This is a genomic window from Streptomyces sp. NPDC059454 (assembly GCF_042749965.1).
Lineage (GTDB): Bacteria > Actinomycetota > Actinomycetes > Streptomycetales > Streptomycetaceae > Streptomyces.
Genome location: NZ_JBHYVC010000082.1, coordinates 13163 through 31724, shown reverse-complemented (window position 1 = coordinate 31724; position 18562 = coordinate 13163). Strand labels below are relative to the sequence as shown.

The following is an 18562-nucleotide window of genomic DNA, read 5'->3' as shown; positions in this document are numbered from 1 at the left end:
AAACGCCCGGTTACATTCCGAACCCGGAAGCTAAGCCTTACAGCGCCGATGGTACTGCAGGGGGGACCCTGTGGGAGAGTAGGACGCCGCCGAACTCCTTTTAGAGCTCTGGCTCTTGGGCGTACAGCCCAAGAGCCAGAGCTTTTTTGCGTTGAGGTAAGGTCGGGGAGCATCATCGACACGTTTCCCACAGGAGGATCCCGGGTGGAGGTCCAGGAGACGCGGGTCCAGACAGACCGCGTCCTCACCATCCCGAACATGCTCAGCATGGCGCGGCTCGTTGGCGTACCGTTGTTCCTGTGGCTGATCCTCAGGCCGGAGTTCGGCGGTCCGAAGAGTGACGGCTGGGCCCTCCTGGTGCTGGCTTTCAGCGGCGTCAGCGACTACCTGGACGGCAAGCTGGCGCGACGGTGGAACCAGATCAGCAGCCTCGGCCGGCTGCTCGACCCCGCCGCCGACCGGCTCTACATTCTCTCGACGTTGGTCGGCCTCACCTGGCGCGAGATTCTGCCGCTCTGGCTGACCGCCGTTCTGCTGGCGCGTGAGCTGGTTCTCCTGGTCATGGTGGGCATCCTGCGGCGGCACGGCTATCCGCCGCCGCAGGTGAACTTCCTGGGGAAGGCTGCCACCTTCAACCTGATGTACGCCTTCCCGCTGCTCCTGCTCAGTGACGGAACTGGCTGGATCTCGTCACTCGCTGCTATTTTCGGCTGGGCATTCGCCGGATGGGGTACAACTCTGTATTGGTGGGCAGGAGTGCTTTACGTGGTCCAAGTCCGCCGTCTGGTTCGTGCGGACGCTGTGACCGATTGAACTCGCTGAGCAGCACGCGCATCGTGGCGCGGCGCCCCGCACTGTAGAAGTGCCGGTCAGTCCTGGCGGGTGAAGTCGGTCAGACCGTCGTCTCTTCGAGGAGGACGCTTCCGACATGAAGGCCGTCGTGATGGCCGGGGGTGAAGGCACCCGCCTTCGCCCCATGACCTCAAGCATGCCCAAGCCGCTCCTGCCGGTGGCCAATAGGCCGATCATGGAGCATGTTCTGCGGCTGCTCAAAAAGCATGGGCTCAACGAAACCGTTGTGACCGTCCAGTTCCTTGCGTCGCTCGTCAAGAACTACTTCGGTGATGGCGAAGAGCTCGGAATGGAGCTCACCTATGCCAATGAGGAGAAGCCACTCGGTACCGCCGGGAGCGTGAAGAACGCCGAGGAGGCACTGAAGGACGATGCTTTCCTCGTCATCTCCGGTGATGCCCTCACCGACTTCGACCTCACCGAGCTGATCAATTTCCACAAGGAAAAGGGTGCCCTGGTCACGGTCTGCCTGACCCGCGTTCCCAATCCGCTGGAATTCGGCATCACCATCGTGGACGAGGAAGGCAAGGTCGAGCGCTTCCTCGAGAAGCCGACCTGGGGGCAGGTCTTCTCCGACACGGTGAACACCGGCATCTACGTCATGGAGCCCGAGGTCTTCGACTACGTCGAGCCCGATGTGCCCGTCGACTGGTCCGGTGACGTCTTCCCGCAGCTGATGAAGGAAGGCAAGCCCGTCTACGGCTATGTCGCCGAGGGCTACTGGGAGGACGTGGGCACGCACGAGAGCTATGTGAAGGCGCAGGCCGATGTCCTGGAGGGCAAGGTCGACGTCGATATCGACGGCTTTGAAATCTCCCCGGGAGTATGGGTTGCCGAGGGAGCCGAAGTGCACCCCGACGCAGTGTTGCGCGGGCCCCTCTACATCGGCGACTACGCCAAGGTCGAGGCCGGCGCGGAGATTCGCGAGCACACGGTCGTGGGGTCCAACGTCGTCGTGAAGAGCGGCGCCTTCCTGCACAAGGCCGTCGTCCACGACAACGTGTACGTCGGACCGCACAGCAATCTGCGGGGCTGTGTCGTCGGCAAGAACACCGACATCATGCGGGCCGCGCGGATCGAGGACGGCGCCGTCATCGGTGACGAGTGCCTGATCGGTGAGGAATCGATCGTCCAGGGCAATGTGCGGGTCTACCCGTTCAAAACCATCGAAGCCGGCGCGTTCGTCAACACCTCGGTGATCTGGGAGTCCAGGGGACAGGCTCATCTCTTCGGGGCCCGGGGCGTGTCCGGCATCCTGAACGTCGAGATCACACCGGAACTCGCGGTGCGGCTGGCCGGCGCGTACGCGACGACGCTGAAGAAGGGCTCGACCGTCACCACGGCCCGCGACCATTCCCGTGGCGCCCGTGCGCTGAAGAGGGCGGTCATCTCCGCGCTGCAGGCCAGCGCCATCGACGTACGGGACCTGGAGAACGTGCCGCTGCCCGTGGCACGGCAGCAGACCGCGCGGGGCAGCGCGGGCGGCATCATGATCCGGACCACGCCCGGTGTGCCTGACTCCGTCGACATCATGTTCTTCGACGGACAGGGCGCCGACCTCTCCCAGGGCAGCCAGCGGAAGCTGGACCGGGTGTTCGCGCGGCAGGAGTACCGGCGGGCGTTCCCCGGGGAGATCGGGGATCTGCACTTCCCGGCCAGTGTTTTCGACTCCTATACGGGCTCTCTGCTGCGGAACGTCGACATCACCGGTATCGCGGAGTCCGGACTCAAGGTGGTTGTCGACGCCTCCAACGGCAGCGCCGGCCTGGTGCTGCCGAGTCTGCTCGGCAAGCTGGGGGTCGACTCGCTGACCATCAATCCAGGTCTTGACGAGTCCAGGCCGACCGAGACGGCCGACATGCGGCGCTCGGGGCTGGTCCGACTCGGGGAGATCGTGGCGTCCTCCGGTGCCGCCTTCGGCGTACGGTTCGACCCCGTCGGTGAGCGGCTGTCCCTGGTCGACGAGAAGGGGCGGATCATCGAGGACGACAGATCGCTGCTCGTGATGCTCGACCTCATCGCGTCCGAGCGGCGCAGCGGCCGGGTGGCGCTCCCGGTGACCACCACCAGGATCGCCGAGCAGGTCGCGGCCTATCACGGCACGCAGGTCGAGTGGACGACCACCTCGCCCGACGACCTCACGCGCGTGGGCGGCGAGGAAGGGACGATCTTCGGCGGAGACGGGAAGGGCGGATTCATCGTCCCGGAGTTCAGCAGTGTCTACGACGGCACCGCGGCCTTCGTGCGGCTCATCGGGCTGGTGGCGCGCACCCAGCTCACGCTCAGCCAGATCGACGCGCGCATCCCGCGGGCGCATGTGCTCAAGCGGGATCTGGCGACCCCGTGGGCCGTCAAGGGCCTGGTGATGCGGAGGGTCGTGGAGGCGGCCGGAGACCGGTTCGTGGACACCACCGACGGCGTGCGTGTGGTGGAGACCGACGGCCGCTGGGTGATGGTGCTGCCCGACCCGGCCGAGGCGGTCACCCATCTGTGGGCCGAGGGCCCCGACGACGCCTCCGCGCAGGCCCTGCTCGACGAGTGGTCGGCGGTCGTGGACAGCGCGGGCCGGTGAGCGGCCGGCGCGGGTGGTAGAACGAGCGGTACGCGTGCGTGCCGGACAAGTGCCCCCAACGGGGCCTGTCCGGCACGCCGGTAGGTCCGTTCGGAGGTAGTGGTCGCGGCGTGCGACGATGTGCGGCATGCCGCAGCAACCCCCCGTTCGGAGCACACCCGCGCGGCCCGCTCGTCCGGACGCCTCCATGTCGTTGATCACCAACGTCATGGACCACAGCCTCGACGATGGATATGCCGAGGCCGCCGCGCGGCGGAAGGCCGACGGCGACGGTGGCATGCCGAAGACGCTCAGGGCGAAGCTGGGGCTGGCCGGCGGCCTGGTGCTCGCCGCTCTGATCGTGACCGTCGGTGCCGCGCAGGCCCGGGTCGCGGCTCCGGCCGTGGCCAAGGAGCGCGAGGAGCTGATCGACCGGATCGATCAGGAGACCGAGGCCGCGGACAGGCTCGAGGACAGCGTCGACGCGTTGCGTGCCGACGTGAGCGCGCGGCAGCGCGAGGCGCTCCGGGACAGTGGCGGAGGCGACCGGTCCGCGCTGGTGGGCATCCTGTCGGGCGCCACCGCGGTGCACGGGCCCGGCGTGCGGCTCGTGGTGGACGACGCCAAGGACGCGAGCACGGGTGGTGACGGGGACGCCCGGTCGACCTCCGGTTTCTCCGACACCGGCCGGGTCCGTGACCGTGACATGCAGCGTGTGGTCAACGGTCTGTGGGAGTCCGGTGCCGAGGCCGTCTCCATCAACGGGCAGCGGCTGACCGCCCTGTCGGCGATCAGGGCCGCGGGGGACGCGATACTGGTCGACAACAGGCCGCTGGTGCCGCCGTACACGGTGCTCGCGGTGGGAGACGGCGGAGAGCTGAGCGACCGGTTCCAGAACAGCGCGGACGGGCTGTACCTGCATGCCCTGCAGGAGAACTACGGGATCCGGACGGCCATCTCCGCGGAGGACGACGTCCGGCTGCCCGCCGCACCGAGTGTGATCGTACGTACCGCCCAACCGATAACCGAGAAGGACACATCGTGATCGCCGTACTGGGCCTCGTCGTGGGAGTCGTGGCCGGACTGTTGGTCCGGCCCGAGGTTCCGGCGGTTGTCGAGCCTTACCTGCCGATCGCCGTCGTCGCGGCGCTCGACGCCGTGTTCGGGGGGCTGAGGGCCATGCTCGACGGCATCTTCGACGACAAGGTCTTCGTGGTGTCGTTCCTGTCGAACGTCGTCGTCGCCGCCCTGATCGTGTTCCTCGGCGACAAGCTCGGCGTGGGGGCCCAGCTGTCGACGGGCGTCGTGGTGGTCCTCGGCATCCGCATCTTCTCCAACGCCGCGGCGATCCGCCGGCATGTGTTCCGGGCGTGAGGCCGATGAGCGAGCACGAGCACAACGAGACGACGCGTCCGGCGGTGTCCCCGCCGAGGCCCGCTCCGGACGCCACGCCCACGGCCGGCCTGCGCAGGGAACTGCCCGCGGAGGTACCCGCCGAGGTGCCCATGAGAGCGCCCGTACCCCCGGAGGAGGACGTTCCGAAGCCCCCGCCCGGTCTGACCGGCCGGCAGCGGCTGGTGAAGGGGTTGTGGCCGCCGCGGGTGACCCGGGCCCAACTCATCGTCGCCCTGCTGCTGTTCGGACTGGGTTTCGGTCTGGCCGTTCAGGTGGCGTCGAACAGCGACGGCGACAGCGCGCTGCGCGGGGCACGTCAGGAAGATCTTGTGCGCATCCTCGATGAACTCGACGACCGCACAGAGCGTCTTGAGGACGAGAAGCAGGGACTCGAGAAGCAGCGCGACGAGCTGGAGAACAGCTCCGACCAGGCCGAAGAGGCCCGTAAGCAGACGATCGAGAAGGAACGGCAACTCGGCGTACTGGCGGGCACCGTGGCCGCGCAGGGGCCCGGGATCATGATGACCATCGAGGACACGAAGGGGACGGTCGAGGCGGACATGCTGCTCGACGCCATCCAGGAGCTGCGCGCGGCCGGTGCCGAGGCGATCCAGGTGAACGGTGTGCGGGTAGTGGCGGGCACCTACCTGACGGACTCCGGAAACGGTGTCGGTGTGGACGGGAACAAGATCACCGCGCCCTATCGTTTCAAGGTCATCGGCAAGCCGCAGGACCTCGAGCCGGCGCTCAACATCCCCGGAGGTGTGGTGCAGACTCTCGAGAAGGAACAGGCCACCGCTACCGTGGAGCGGTCGACCAAGATCGTCGTGGATGCCTTGCGGGTGGTGAAGCGGCCTGACTACGCTCGGTCGTCCTCCCGGTGAACCGGGGGTGCATGGGAGGCGTTCGGCGAGGGCATGAGGTTGCGGGGGGTCGGCGCACCGAATGGGTGGTGCGTGGTGGAAACTGTCTGGCGGAGGCGGACGTTGTGAAGATGTCCGGGTCGGCCAATGTGTTCAGTCAGGGTTCGTCCTGCCCCACGGGCGGGTCTGTTTCGGTCAAGGGGAATCGCCCGTGAAGTTGTTTGCGAAGTTGTTCGGCAAGAGCGCGCGGCGAGAGGGCAGCGACAACGCGACCGCTCGTCATCGCGCACAGCCCGAGGCGGAAGGTCGGCGTCCGCTGTACCGGGACCAGGTGGGTCAGGGCGCGCCGTCCGTTGACCCCGCGCAGTCGGGCGGCATAGGTTTCGGACAACCGTCGACCTCGGGTACGGGTGGAGGGTTCTCCGACCCGTACGCGTCCCACGCCCCTGGGGGGCAGCCGCGGCAGGAGGATCCGTCCATGTCGGCCCTGGTGTGTACGAGGTGCGGTAACCGCAATGCGGAGAACAGCCGCTTCTGTTCCAACTGCGGCGCGCCGCTGAGGCCCGGAGTCACCCCGGAGCGCCCCTCGGAGACGACGTCCACGATCTCGATCTCCGGTCTCGAGGCCTATGACGCGGAGGCCACAGGCCAGACCCCGACGCCGACGCTCTCTCCCGAGGCGCAGGCGGCCGTCGACGCGCTGCCGATGGGTTCCGCGCTCCTGGTCGTGCGTCGCGGGCCGAACTCGGGCAGTCGCTTCCTGCTGGACGGCGACCTGACCACGGCCGGGCGTCACCCGCAGAGCGACATCTTCCTGGACGACGTGACGGTCTCCCGCCGGCACGTGGAGTTCCGGCGCGGCCCGGACGGCTCCTTCACGGTGGCCGACGTGGGCAGCCTGAACGGCACGTACGTCAACCGGGAGCGGATCGACCAGGTCGCCCTGTCCAATGGCGACGAGGTGCAGATCGGCAAGTACCGACTGGTCTTCTACGCGAGCCAGCGGGGTTACTGACCTCCCCGGATCCGTCCGGGGAACCCAGGGAAGGTTCATGGTTCAGACACCGAGCGGCGGTGCCGGCGACGGCGCCGCCGCCGCGGGCACCGGACTGATGAGCATCGGCGCGGTGCTGAACGTGCTGCGCGAGGAGTTCCCCGAGGTCACCATCTCCAAGATCCGTTTCCTGGAGTCGGAGGGGCTGATCGAGCCGCAGCGGACTCCGTCGGGGTACCGCAAGTTCGGGGCCGGGGACGTCGAGCGTCTCGGCCATGTGCTGCGCATGCAGCGCGACCACTACCTGCCGCTCAAGGTGATCCGTGAGCACCTTGACGCCATGGAGCGCGGCGAGGTCGTCCAGCTGCCGGTGCTGGGCCGCCCGGGGGACGGGGACACCGGTCAGGAGTCCGCCGTCGAGGGGCCCACGGCGGCGCGTATCGGGCGCGGCCGGCTGCTGGAGGCCGCCGGTATCGACGAGCGGATGCTCGCCGAGTGGGAGTCGTACGGGCTGCTCGCCCCGGTCGAGGACGGCGTGTACGACGCCGAGTCGGTCACCGTCGCAGGGCTCATCACCGAGCTGGGGCGGTTCGGGATCGAGCCGCGTCATCTGAGGGCGATGAAGGCCGCCGCCGACCGTGAGGCCGGACTGGTGGACCAGGTCGTCGCCCCGCTGAAGCGTCACCGCAACCCGCAGACCAGGGCCCACGCTCAGGCGCGTACGAAGGAGCTGGCGGGGCTCACGGTGAAGCTGCACGCGGCACTGGTGCAGGCGGCACTCGGGATACGGCTGCCCTGAGACGGAGCGGCATGGGGCCCGGATCGGCCACCCGTTCCCTGCCCGACTACCCAAACGTCCCGGGCACGGCCTAGGGTTGCTGTGTGAACGAGCTCGATGTCGTAGGTGTCCGGGTCGAGATGCCCTCCAACCAACCGATCGTGCTGTTGCGTGAAGTGGGCGGCGACCGCTACCTCCCCATCTGGATCGGACCGGGGGAGGCGACGGCCATCGCCTTCGCCCAGCAGGGCATGGCACCCGCACGGCCGCTGACCCACGACCTGTTCAAGGACGTGCTGGAAGCCGTCGGACAGGAGCTCACGGAAGTGCGCATCACCGATCTGCGCGAGGGCGTCTTCTACGCGGAGCTGGTGTTCGCCAGCGGTGTCGAGGTGAGTGCCCGCCCCTCCGACGCCATAGCGCTGGCCCTGCGGACGGGTACGCCGATCTACGGCAGTGACACGGTGCTCGACGACGCCGGGATCGCCATCCCGGACGAGCAGGAGGACGAGGTGGAGAAGTTCCGCGAGTTCCTCGACCAGATCTCGCCGGAGGACTTCGGAACCAGTAACCAGTGAGGGCGGCCGGTGGCCGCCGTCCGGTCGGCCGCCGAGGCTCGCGCCGAAGGCATTCGGCTAGCCTTTCCCCACCGTGAGGTACGGGAAACCACTCTTAGGGTGATTATCACTCGGCGTGCCGAGTGTGGCGATCGTTGACGCACCCTTGGTGACTGCCTACCTTCGAGGAGGCAGGTCAAGGACGGAGGTCGGCGTGAGAAGCAGCGGCGACGGTACGGCTGGGGGTGCCCCCGGACGCGGTTTCGGGGCGAGCGGGCCGTACCCTCCCCAGAGCTCCCGGCTCCGTCCGAGCGGGGAGCCTCCCGCGTACGGCGGCGCGATCGACCACGCTCCGCAGCGACCGACGGCTGTGCCGAGCAGCGGAGGGGCGACATCCATGGCGTCCGAGCAGATCGGCTACCGGGGGCCCACGGCCTGCGCCGCCGCCGGTATCACCTACCGGCAGCTCGACTACTGGGCCCGTACGGGTCTGGTCGAGCCGAGCGTGCGGCCGGCCCATGGATCGGGCACGCAGCGGCTGTACAGCTTCCGCGACGTCGTCGTGCTGAAGATCGTCAAGCGGTTCCTGGACACGGGCGTCTCCCTGCAGAACATCCGCACCGCGGTCCAGCACCTGCGTGAGCGCGGCTTCAGCGACCTGGAGCGCATGACGCTGATGAGCGACGGCGCCACGGTCTACGAGTGCACCTCGCCCGACGAGGTCCACGCTCTGCTCCAGGGTGGCCAGGGCGTCTTCGGCATCGCCGTGGGCGTGGTGTGGCGGGACGTGGAGAGCGCGCTGTCCCAGCTGCACGGGGAGCGCATCGACACCGGGGAGACCCTGGTCGGACACAACCCGATGGACGAGCTGGCACGACGGCGGAACAAGGCCGTCTGAGACCGTCCGGGAACGGCCGTTGTCAGTGGCGTAGGGCAGCATCGGAGAGGTGAGATCCGCGCCCACGATCCTGCATCTCGACATGGATGCCTTCTTCGCCTCGGTGGAGCAGGCGTCCAAGCCGAGCCTGCGCGGGAAGGCGGTCGTCGTGGGCGGGCTCGGGCCGCGGGGTGTGGTGGCCACCGCCTCGTACGAGGCACGGGTCTTCGGCGTCCACTCGGCGATGCCCATGGCGCAGGCCCGGCGGCGCGCGCCGAACGCCGCGTATCTGGTGCCGAGGTTCGCTCTCTACCGGTCGGTCAGCGATCAGGTGATGGAGTTGCTGAGAGCCCTGTCACCGCTGGTGGAGCCGCTGAGCCTGGACGAGGCGTTCGTGGACCTGGAGGCCGGCGGCACGGCCTGGGACGAGCGGTCGGCGCGGCTGGCCGGGGCGAAGCTGCGCGCGGACATACGAGCGGTCACGGGGCTCACCGGGTCGGTGGGGCTCGCGGCCTCCAAGATGCTGGCGAAGATCGCCTCGGAGCAGGCGAAGCCGGACGGACTGGTGCTGATCGAGCCGGGTACGGAGCGGGCCCTGTTGGGACCGCTGTCGGTCCGCACCCTGCCGGGCGTCGGGCCGGCGACCGGTGATCATCTGCGGCGGGCGGGGATCCACACGGTCGAGGAGATCGCCGAGGCCGGGGAGGACGAGCTCGTACGGCTGCTGGGCAAGGCCCACGGGCACGCGCTGTTCGCGATGGCGCTGGCCCGGGACGAGCGGCCCGTGGTGGCCGAACGGGAGGCCAAGTCGGTGTCGGTGGAGGACACGTACGACGTGGACATTCACGACCGGGTGCGGGTCGGTACGGAGGTGCAGCGGCTCGCGGACCGGTGCGTGCGCAGGCTGCGGGCGGCGGGACTGTCGGGGCGGACCATCGTGCTGAAGGTGCGCCGGTACGACTTCTCCACCCTCACCCGGTCCGAGACGCTGCGGGGCCCCACGGACGATCCGGCGGTGGTGCGGGAGGCGGCCGCGCGGCTGCTGGACTCGGTCGACACGACGGGTGGGGTGCGGTTGCTGGGCGTCGGGGTCAGCGGGCTGGCCGACTACACGCAGGAGGACCTGTTCGCGCAGGCGGGCGGGCGCGTGGACGATCTCCCGCAGGAGGCGGCCGAGACCGCGCCCGCGCCGGAGCCGGAGGCGCCCGCCGAGCGGCGCTGGCCGGCGGGGCACGACGTACGGCACGCCGTGCACGGGCACGGATGGGTGCAGGGCAGCGGGCTGGGCCGGGTCACGGTGCGCTTCGAGACACCCGACTCGGAGCCGGGCCGGGTGAAGACCTTCCGCGTCGACGACCCGGCTCTGCAACCGGCGGAACCGTTGCCGCTGGTGTCCCGAAGACCCGGGGAGGCCGAGGGCGCGGGGGCCGGCGGAGGGGCGCGAGCGGAGGGCCGGTGAGCAGGGCGGATCAGGCCGGCTTGTCGTTCCCGGCGAGTTTGCCGAAGTCGCGGTCCGGGAGGGGAGGAGGAGCGGCGAGGTCCAGGCCGTAGTGGTGGTAGAGCTGGAGTTCCTGTTCGGGGGAGAGGTGGCGGCCCACGCCGAAGTCGGGGGCGTCCTTGATGAGGGCGCGTTCGAAGGGGACGTGGAGGGCGCCGTCGACGAGGTCGCTGGGTTCCAGGGGGACGAAGGCGTCCCTGCTGAACAGACCGGTGCGTATCGCCGCCCATTCCGGTACGCCGGTGGCGTCGTCGAGGTAGACCTCGTCGATCGTGCCGATCCGGGTTCCGTTGCGGTCGAACGCCTTGCGGCCGATCAGGTGGCGCGGATCGATGTCGGTCTGCACGGGCCCTCCACTGGTCGCAAACTCATCCGTAAGCACTACAAAACGGCACAATCGGCTGGGCGGCCACTCGAAGGTACTGGTGTGGTGCTCGCTGGTACGCTGGCAAACGGCTGCTGACCCCGTGCGGGAGAGCCCTCCGGACACCATCGGGGGCGCCGAAGGAGCAAATCCTCCCCGGAATCTCTCAGGCACACGTACCGCACGGACGAGGTCACTCTGGAAAGCAGAGCGGATGCCGACGGCTTCCGCTCTCACCGACGGTGAAAACCGGACGCCTTCGGGCCGTCCGGTGAAGCTCTCAGGTTGAGATGACAGAGGGGGAGGCCGTCCGGGTACCCGCGCCGTGGTGCCCCTCGAAGGTCGTCGGACCAGGAGGCCTCCTCAATGACCGCCCCTCGCACTCCGCTCTCCGAGCTCGAACAGGGAATCCCCTTCGAGCAGCGCCACATCGGCCCCGACCACGAGGCCCGGGCCAAGATGCTCGCGCAGGTCGGCTACGGCTCGCTGGACGAGCTGACGGCCGCCGCCGTGCCGGATGTCATCAAGAACGCCGACGCGCTGGACCTGCCGGGTGCCCGGAGCGAGGCCGAGGTGCTGGCCGAACTGCGTACGCTGGCCGACCGCAACGAGGTGCTCGGCTCCATGATCGGGCTCGGGTACTACGGGACCTTCACCCCGCCCGTCATCCTGCGCAACGTGATGGAGAACCCCGCCTGGTACACGGCCTACACGCCGTACCAGCCGGAGATCTCCCAGGGGCGGCTCGAGGCGCTGCTCAACTTCCAGACCGTGGTCGCCGAACTCACCGGCCTGCCGACCTCCGGTGCCTCCCTGCTCGACGAGGGCACCGCCGCCGCCGAGGCGATGGCGCTCTCGCGGCGCATGGGCAAGAACAAGAAGGGCCTGTTCCTGGTCGACGCGGACGCGCTGCCGCAGACCGTCGCCGTGATCGAGACCCGCGCCGAGCCGACCGGCGTCGAGGTCGTCGTCGCCGACCTGAGCGAGGGCATCCCCGCCGAACTCGCCGAGCGCGAGATCAACGGCGTCCTGATCCAGTACCCGGGCGCCTCCGGTGCCGTACGCGACATCAAGCCGCTGATCGACCAGGCGCACGAGCTCGGCGCGCTCGTCACCGTCGCCGCCGATCTGCTCGCCCTCACGCTGCTGAAATCGCCCGGCGAGCTGGGCGCGGACATCGCGGTCGGCACCACGCAGCGCTTCGGTGTGCCGATGGGCTTCGGCGGGCCGCACGCCGGCTACATGGCCGTGCAGGAGAAGATGGCGCGCAGCCTGCCCGGACGACTCGTCGGCGTCTCCGTCGACGCGGACGGGCACAAGGCCTACCGCCTCGCCCTCCAGACCCGTGAGCAGCACATCCGCCGCGAGAAGGCCACCAGCAACATCTGCACCGCCCAGGTGCTGCTCGCCGTCATGGCCGGCATGTACGCCGTCTACCACGGCCCGGAGGGGCTGCGGCTGATCGCCCGGCGCACCCACCGGTACGCCACGGTCCTCGCCGAAGGGCTGCGGGCCGGCGGAGCCGAGATCGTGCACGCCTCCTACTTCGACACGCTGACCGTGCGCGTCGCAGGGCGGGCCGCCGAGGTCGTTGCCGCCGCCCGCGACAACGGCGTCAACCTGCGTCTGGTCGACGCCGACCACGTCTCGATCGCCTGTGACGAGACCACCACCCGGGCGCAGCTGGCCGCCGTGTGGAGCGCCTTCGGGGCCGAGGGCGACATCGAGGTCCTGGACGCGGCCGCGCGGGACACGCTGCCGGACGCCCTGCTGCGCAACGACGAGTACCTGACGCACCCCGTCTTCCAGCAGCACCGTTCCGAGACCGCGATGCTGCGCTACCTGCGCCGGCTCTCCGACCGTGACTACGCGCTGGACCGCGGCATGATCCCGCTGGGCTCCTGCACCATGAAGCTCAACGCGACCACCGAGATGGAGCCGGTCACCTGGCCCGAGTTCGGTCAGCTGCACCCCTTCGTGCCCGCCGAGCAGGCCCGGGGTTACCTCACGCTCATCCACGAGCTGGAGGAACGTCTCGCCGAGGTCACCGGCTACGACAAGGTCTCCCTGCAGCCCAACGCCGGCTCCCAGGGCGAGCTGGCCGGGCTGCTCGCCGTACGCGGCTACCACCGGGCCAACGGCGACGAGCAGCGCACCGTCTGCCTCATCCCGTCCTCCGCGCACGGCACCAACGCCGCCAGCGCGGTGATGGCCGGCATGAAGGTCGTCGTCGTCAGGACGTCCGACGACGGGGAGATCGACGTCGCGGACCTGCGGGCGAAGATCGGGCAGTACCGCGACGAGCTGTCCGTGCTGATGATCACGTACCCCTCGACGCACGGCGTGTTCGAGGAGCACGTCGCCGACATCTGCGCCGAGGTGCACGAGGCCGGCGGCCAGGTGTACGTGGACGGCGCCAACCTCAACGCGCTGGTGGGTCTGGCGAAGCCGGGCCATTTCGGCGGCGACGTCTCGCACCTGAACCTGCACAAGACCTTCTGCATCCCGCACGGCGGCGGCGGTCCCGGCGTCGGGCCGGTCGGTGTACGGGCGCACCTCGCTCCGTACCTGCCGAACCACCCGCTCCAGCCGGAGGCCGGCCCGGAGACGGGCGTCGGGCCGATCTCGGCGGCGCCGTGGGGCTCGGCGGGCATCCTGCCGATCTCGTGGGCGTACGTCCGTCTCATGGGCGGCGAGGGCCTGAAGCGGGCCACGCAGGTGGCCGTGCTCAGCGCCAACTACATCGCCAAGCGCCTCGAGCCGCACTACCCGGTGCTCTACACCGGTCCCGGCGGGCTGGTCGCGCACGAGTGCATCATCGACCTGCGCCCGCTGACCAAGGCGACCGGCGTCAGCGTCGACGACGTGGCGAAGCGACTGATCGACTACGGCTTCCACGCGCCGACGATGTCGTTCCCGGTGGCCGGCACCCTGATGATCGAGCCCACCGAGTCCGAGGACCTGACCGAACTCGACCGTTTCTGCGAGGCGATGATCGCGATTCGCGCGGAGATCGAGAAGGTCGGCTCCGGCGAGTGGCCCGCGGACGACAACCCGCTGCGCAACGCCCCGCACACCGCCGCCGCGCTCGGCGGTGAGTGGGACCACGCGTACGCCCGCGAGGAGGCCGTGTTCCCGGCCGGGGTGAGCGCCGCCGACAAGTACTGGCCGCCGGTGCGCCGCATCGACCAGGCCTTCGGCGACCGGAACCTGGTCTGCTCCTGCCCGCCGCTGGACGCGTACGAGGACTGACACATGCCGAAGGGCCCCGCTCCGACGCCGGAGCGGGGCCCTTCGGCATGTGCGGCTAGGCCGGGTACGCGTGCGTCTGCGTCGCCTTGACGGCCGCCCAGACCGGTGCGCCCGGATGGAGGTCGAGTTCGGCCGCGGCGACCGTGGTGAGGTCGGCCGCCAGGGCGAGTTCACCGGTGAGCTCCGCGCGGATCTGGTTCCCGTGGGTCTCAAGACCGGCGACCGCGCAGCGCCAGAGGTTGCGGGCGCTGGAGCCGGTCGGCCGGTCCCGGTACAGGGTGACGGCGCCGGGCGGGAACGCCACGAAGGCGGGCCCGGAGAGATCCTCAGTGGTACTGACGGCGGGGCCCGCGTCGAGCCGCACCGTGTGGCCGTCGGCCCGCCCGCGGTACAGGTTGAGGCCGACCAGCTGGGCGATGTACTCGGTGCGCGGGTGACGGGCGATGTCGGAGGGCGTGCCCTCCTGCACGATCCGGCCCTGCTCCACGACGACCAGACGGTCGGCGAGCACCATGGCGTCCAGCGGGTCGTGCGTGACCAGGACGGCGACGGCCTCGAACGCGGCGAGATGGCGGCGGAGCCGCGCGCGCACCTCCAGCCGGGTGCGGGCGTCCAGGGCGGCGAGCGGTTCGTCCAGGAGCAGCAGCCGGGGGTGGGTGGCCAGGGCGCGGGCGAGGGCCACCCGCTGGGCCTGGCCGCCGGACAGCCGCCGGGGCTTGGCGCCCGCGTGCTCGGCCAGACCCATGCGGTCGAGCCACTCGGCGGCCTGTGCGCGTGCCTCCGCCTTGCCGGCGCCCCGGCAGCGCGGTCCGAAGGCCACGTTGTCGAGCGCGGTCAGGTGCGGGAAGAGCAGATAGTCCTGGAAGACGACACCCACCGGGCGCGACTCCGGCGGTGTGCGGCGCAGATCCACGCCGTCCAGCCGCAGATGGCCGGCGCCGAACGGGGCGAGGCCCGCGAGTGCGCGCAGGGCGGTGGTCTTGCCGGCCCCGTTCGGGCCCAGCAGGGCGACGACGTCACCGGGCGCGGCGGTCAGCGCGATGTCCAGGCGGAAGGAGCCGCGGTCCACGACCAGGTGTGCGTCCAGGCCCTCGGCGGCGGCGTTGGGCATGGTCCCGGGATTCTTCGGCATGGTGTCAGACGGTCCTCATCCAGCGGTCCCGCAGCCCGGCCAGTACGGCGATGGACACCGCCAGCAGGACCAGGCTGAGGGCGATGGCGGCGGCCGGGTCGTTCTGCAGGGCGAGGTAGACCGCGAGCGGCATGGTCTGGGTGCGGCCGGGGAAGTTGCCGGCGAAGGTGATCGTCGCGCCGAACTCCCCGAGGGCCCGGGCCCAGGCCAGTACGGCACCGGCCGCGATGCCGGGAGCGATCAGCGGCAGCGTGACCCGGCGGAACGCGGTGAAGCGGGAGGCGCCCAGGGTGGCGGCCGCCTCCTCGTAGCGCGGGTCGGCGGCCCGCAGCGTGCCCTCGACGCTGATGACGAGGAACGGCATCGCCACGAACGTCTCGGCGAGGACGACGCCCGCGGTGGTGAAGGGCAGGGTGATGCCGAACCACGCGTCCAGCCACTGGCCGACGACGCCGTTGCGGCCCAGGGCGAGCAGCAGGGCGACACCGCTCACCACCGGGGGCAGCACCAGCGGGAGCGTCACCAGGGCGCGGACCAGGCCACGGCCGGGGAAGTCCGTACGGGCCAGCAGCCAGGCCAGCGGAACGCCGATGACCAGGCTCAGCGCGGTCGCCGTCGTGGCGCAGAGCAGCGACAGGCGCAGCGCGTCCCACACCTCGGGGCTGGTCAGCTGCTCGGGGAGGCTGCGCCAGGGGGCGCGCAGGAGGAGGGCGAGGAGCGGGACCAGGAGGAACGCCAGACCCAGGAGGGCGGGCGCGAGGAGGGCGAGGGGGACACCGCGGCCGGGGGCGCGGGGGCGTGCCTTCCGGGAGGTTTTCCGGCCGGTGGTCATGGCTTCAGGAACCCCGCCCCACCCAGCACCTTCTGGCCCTCGGGGGACTTCACCAGCGCCACGAACGCCTTCGCCGCCGACGGATTGGGCGCGTTCTCGAGCCGGGCGATCGGATAGTCGTTGACGGCCTCGGCGGACTCCGGGAACTCCACACCCGCCACCTTGTCACCGGCAGCCTTCACATCCGTGCGGTACACGACGGCGGCGTCGGCCTCCTTCAGCTCGACCTTCGTCAGGGCGCTCTTGACGTCCTGCTCGTACGAGACCGGCTCCAGCTCGACCCCGCCGGCGGCGAGAGCGGTCCGCGCGGCGGCTCCGCAGGGCACCGTCTCGTCGCACAGCACGACCTTGAGGCCGGATGCGGTCAGGTCGTCGAGGGAGTCGATCGCGTGCGGGTTGCCCGGCGCGGTGGCGATCTCCAGCCGGTTGCGGACGAACGTGCCCGGTCTGCCCGCCGTGTGTCCCTCGTCCGTGACGAGCTTCATCGTCCTGGCGCTGGCCGTCGCGAAGACGTCGGCCGGTGCGCCGTTGTTGATTCCGGCGGCCAGTCCGTCGCTGCCGCCGAAGTTGAAGGTGACCTCGGTCCCCGGGTGTTCCTTCTCGAAGCGCTCGCCCAGCGTCGTGAAACCCTCCTCCAGCGAGGCGGCCGCGAAGACGGTGACCGTGCCGGTGATGCCCTGTCCGCCGGACTCCGCGGACGCCGACGTATCCGAGCCGGACGCGGAGCAGGCGCTCAGCACCAGTACGGCGGCGGCTGTCCCGGCGCCGGCGATCCGACGGGTCCGATGCGAACGGGTCATGTCGGAGGACTCTCTCTGTGGGCCGGTGGAAGAGCCCGCAGAGCCCTCCCGATACGTCGATCATACTGACGCATCTGCCAGGCGTTCACCCTGTTCCTCATCGCAGGAGCGAGGGGAAGTAGTCAGAGGTCGTGCATGTGCGGTCACTCAGGTGCGGTCGATGTGGACGTTCGTCGACTTCACGCGGGCCGTGGCCTCCATGCCGACCTCCAGCCCCAGTTCCTCGACGGCCTCCCGGGTGAGCAGCGACACGAGGCGGTGCGGGCCGGCCTGGATCTCGACCTGGGCGACGACGTCGCCGAGCTTGATCGCGGTGACGATGCCGGGGAAGGCGTTGCGGGCGGAGGTGTACGGGGTGCCCTCCTCGACGGCGCCGGACCCGGCGAGTTCGACGGAGAACGCCGCCAGGTCCCGTCCGTCGACGAGCCGGCGTCCGCCGTCGTCGCGGTGGGTGGTGATACGCCCCGCGTCCGCCCAGCGGCGGGCGGTGTCCGGGCTCACGCCGAGCAGCCTCGCTGCCTGGCCGATCGTGTAGGACTGCATGCCGGTCACGATAGGCGGTGCCGGGGGTACGTCAGCCCCGCTCGGCGGGAGCCGCCGTGCTCGCCCGGACGACGAGGTCCGTGGCCAGTTCCACGCGGGGGGAGTCCGGCTGTTCGTCGCGGGTGAGACGGAGCACCGTGCGGACGGCGAGTTTGCCCATGTCGGCCAGGGGCTGTCGGACGGTGGTCAGCGGCGGCGCCGACCAACGGACTTCCGGAAGGTCGTCGAAGCCGACCACGCTCATGTCCTCCGGGACCCTGAGCCCCCGGCCGCGCAGCGCCTCGATCGCCCCCAGCGCCATCTGGTCGCTGGCCGCGAACACCGCGGTCGGCGGCTCCGGCAGGTCCAGCAGGACGTTGCAGCCCGCGAAGCCGGACTCCGGTCTGAAATCGCCGGGCACCACCAGCGATGCGTCGAGCGTGATGCCCGAGCCTTCGAGCGCCGCCCGGTAACCGTCGAGCCGCGCGCGTGAGCAGAGCAGCCGCGGTGGCCCGGCGATCATGCCGATCCTGCGGTGCCCCAGGGCGAGCAGATGTTCGGTCGCGGCCAGACCGCCCGACCAGTTGGCGGCGCCGATGGTCGGCACGTCCAGGGCGGGGGAGCCCGCCGGGTCCACGACCACCAGCGGCACCCCCAGGATGCGCAGCTCCTCGTGCAGCGTGGATTCCAGCGCCGAGGTCACGAGGATGACGCCGTCGGACGCGCGGGCCCGCAGGTTGCGCATCCACTCCCGGGCGTCACCGGAGCGCCCGTGGATCGCCGACACCACCGTGCCCACCCCGGCGCCGTGGGCGACCTCCTCGACACCGCGGATGATCTCCACGGCCCAGGGGCTGTCGAGGTCGTTGAAGACGAGGTCGAGCAGGGCCGCACGGGAGGGGGAGGCGGCGGGGCGCTTGCGGTAGCCGTGCCGGCGCAGCAGGTCCTCGACCCGGGCGCGGGTCCCCGGGGAGACGTCGGAGCGGCCGTTGACCACGCGGGAGACGGTCGGCACGGAGACGCCGGCCTGCCGGGCGATCTCCGTGATCGTGACTCTGCCCCCGGCGTCGACCCTCTGTGCTGCCACTTGCCCCACCTCCGTGACGAAACCCGCGGAATGTCCAGGAGTCTTCCGGAAAGCGGGCGCCCGTGGGAAGGCGTCGCGGGGCGGACTCCTGCCGGAAGGGCCGGCCGGTCACCCTTTCCACGTACCGGACTACCGTGAGTGATCCATCCCCGACACGCGCGGGGGCCGGCGCGCGGGAGGTTCCGCGTCCGGCCCCTCGTGTCCCCGG

The 18562-nt window shown here is 70.3% G+C and carries 17 protein-coding genes, 1 rRNA gene and 1 riboswitch; of the genes, 12 read left to right on the top strand and 6 right to left on the bottom strand.

From position 1 onward, the window contains the following. From rrf to ACFXAE_RS33325, 11 genes are all read left to right on the top strand, one after another. Positions 1–95, top strand: a 5S ribosomal RNA gene (gene rrf, locus ACFXAE_RS33375); the annotation flags it as partial. Positions 96–204: 109 nt separating this feature from the next. Beyond that, positions 205–813, top strand: coding sequence for a CDP-alcohol phosphatidyltransferase family protein (locus ACFXAE_RS33370; protein ID WP_383341522.1), 609 nt, complete (start codon positions 205–207; stop codon positions 811–813). A gap of 115 nt (positions 814–928) precedes the next feature. Continuing rightward, positions 929–3424, top strand: a complete 2496-nt coding sequence (locus ACFXAE_RS33365; protein ID WP_217135613.1) for a mannose-1-phosphate guanyltransferase — start codon at positions 929–931, stop codon at positions 3422–3424. Between the two features lie 187 nt (positions 3425–3611). Continuing rightward, positions 3612–4448 (top strand): DUF881 domain-containing protein, encoded by an 837-nt coding sequence (locus ACFXAE_RS33360; RefSeq protein ID WP_384722510.1) that lies wholly within the window; start codon positions 3612–3614, stop codon positions 4446–4448. Then, positions 4445–4777 (top strand): small basic family protein, encoded by a 333-nt coding sequence (locus ACFXAE_RS33355; RefSeq protein ID WP_003988855.1) that lies wholly within the window; start codon positions 4445–4447, stop codon positions 4775–4777. Before ACFXAE_RS33360 ends, ACFXAE_RS33355 begins: the two co-directional genes overlap by 4 nt. A gap of 5 nt (positions 4778–4782) precedes the next feature. Continuing rightward, on the top strand, positions 4783–5682 hold the full coding sequence (locus ACFXAE_RS33350; RefSeq protein WP_384722507.1) for a DUF881 domain-containing protein: 900 nt from the start codon (positions 4783–4785) through the stop codon (positions 5680–5682). 61 nt (positions 5683–5743) lie between these two features. Next, on the top strand, positions 5744–6676 hold the full coding sequence (locus ACFXAE_RS33345) for an FHA domain-containing protein (protein WP_384722504.1): 933 nt from the start codon (positions 5744–5746) through the stop codon (positions 6674–6676). Positions 6677–6713: 37 nt separating this feature from the next. Then, positions 6714–7454, top strand: coding sequence for a MerR family transcriptional regulator (locus tag ACFXAE_RS33340; RefSeq protein ID WP_384722501.1), 741 nt, complete (start codon positions 6714–6716; stop codon positions 7452–7454). Positions 7455–7537: 83 nt separating this feature from the next. Then, the gene (locus tag ACFXAE_RS33335) at positions 7538–8011 is read left to right on the top strand and encodes a bifunctional nuclease family protein (protein WP_004934251.1); all 474 of its coding nucleotides are present in this window, start codon (positions 7538–7540) and stop codon (positions 8009–8011) included. Positions 8012–8204: 193 nt separating this feature from the next. Continuing rightward, positions 8205–8888 (top strand): MerR family transcriptional regulator, encoded by a 684-nt coding sequence (locus tag ACFXAE_RS33330; protein WP_384722498.1) that lies wholly within the window; start codon positions 8205–8207, stop codon positions 8886–8888. Between the two features lie 49 nt (positions 8889–8937). Beyond that, the gene (locus ACFXAE_RS33325) at positions 8938–10326 is read left to right on the top strand and encodes a DNA polymerase IV (RefSeq protein ID WP_384722495.1); all 1389 of its coding nucleotides are present in this window, start codon (positions 8938–8940) and stop codon (positions 10324–10326) included. A 10-nt stretch (positions 10327–10336) separates the two neighbouring features. On the opposite strand, the gene ACFXAE_RS33320 is transcribed toward ACFXAE_RS33325, so the two are convergent. Then, on the bottom strand, positions 10337–10711 hold the full coding sequence (locus ACFXAE_RS33320; RefSeq protein ID WP_384722491.1) for a PRC-barrel domain-containing protein: 375 nt from the start codon (positions 10709–10711) through the stop codon (positions 10337–10339). 114 nt (positions 10712–10825) lie between these two features. After that, positions 10826–10921, top strand: a riboswitch (glycine riboswitch). Between the two features lie 174 nt (positions 10922–11095). Between ACFXAE_RS33320 and gcvP the strand changes: the two genes are divergently transcribed. Then, positions 11096–13981: an aminomethyl-transferring glycine dehydrogenase gene (gcvP, locus tag ACFXAE_RS33315; protein ID WP_384722488.1), complete on the top strand. Its 2886-nt coding sequence runs from the start codon at positions 11096–11098 to the stop codon at positions 13979–13981. A gap of 55 nt (positions 13982–14036) precedes the next feature. Here gcvP and ACFXAE_RS33310 read toward each other — a convergent pair whose 3' ends face one another. From ACFXAE_RS33310 to ACFXAE_RS33290, 5 genes are all read right to left on the bottom strand, one after another. Then, positions 14037–15113: an ABC transporter ATP-binding protein gene (locus ACFXAE_RS33310; protein WP_384722485.1), complete on the bottom strand. Its 1077-nt coding sequence runs from the start codon at positions 15111–15113 to the stop codon at positions 14037–14039. A 4-nt stretch (positions 15114–15117) separates the two neighbouring features. Next, positions 15118–15945 (bottom strand): molybdate ABC transporter permease subunit, encoded by an 828-nt coding sequence (gene modB / locus ACFXAE_RS33305; protein WP_384722482.1) that lies wholly within the window; start codon positions 15943–15945, stop codon positions 15118–15120. After that, positions 15942–16745: a molybdate ABC transporter substrate-binding protein gene (gene modA / locus ACFXAE_RS33300; protein ID WP_384722479.1), complete on the bottom strand. Its 804-nt coding sequence runs from the start codon at positions 16743–16745 to the stop codon at positions 15942–15944. The genes modB and modA overlap by 4 nt, the downstream gene beginning before the upstream one ends. A gap of 147 nt (positions 16746–16892) precedes the next feature. Next, the gene (locus ACFXAE_RS33295; RefSeq protein WP_384722476.1) at positions 16893–17288 is read right to left on the bottom strand and encodes a molybdopterin-binding protein; all 396 of its coding nucleotides are present in this window, start codon (positions 17286–17288) and stop codon (positions 16893–16895) included. A 31-nt stretch (positions 17289–17319) separates the two neighbouring features. Next, positions 17320–18354, bottom strand: coding sequence for a LacI family DNA-binding transcriptional regulator (locus tag ACFXAE_RS33290; protein WP_384722473.1), 1035 nt, complete (start codon positions 18352–18354; stop codon positions 17320–17322). Positions 18355–18562: the final 208 nt, after the last annotated feature.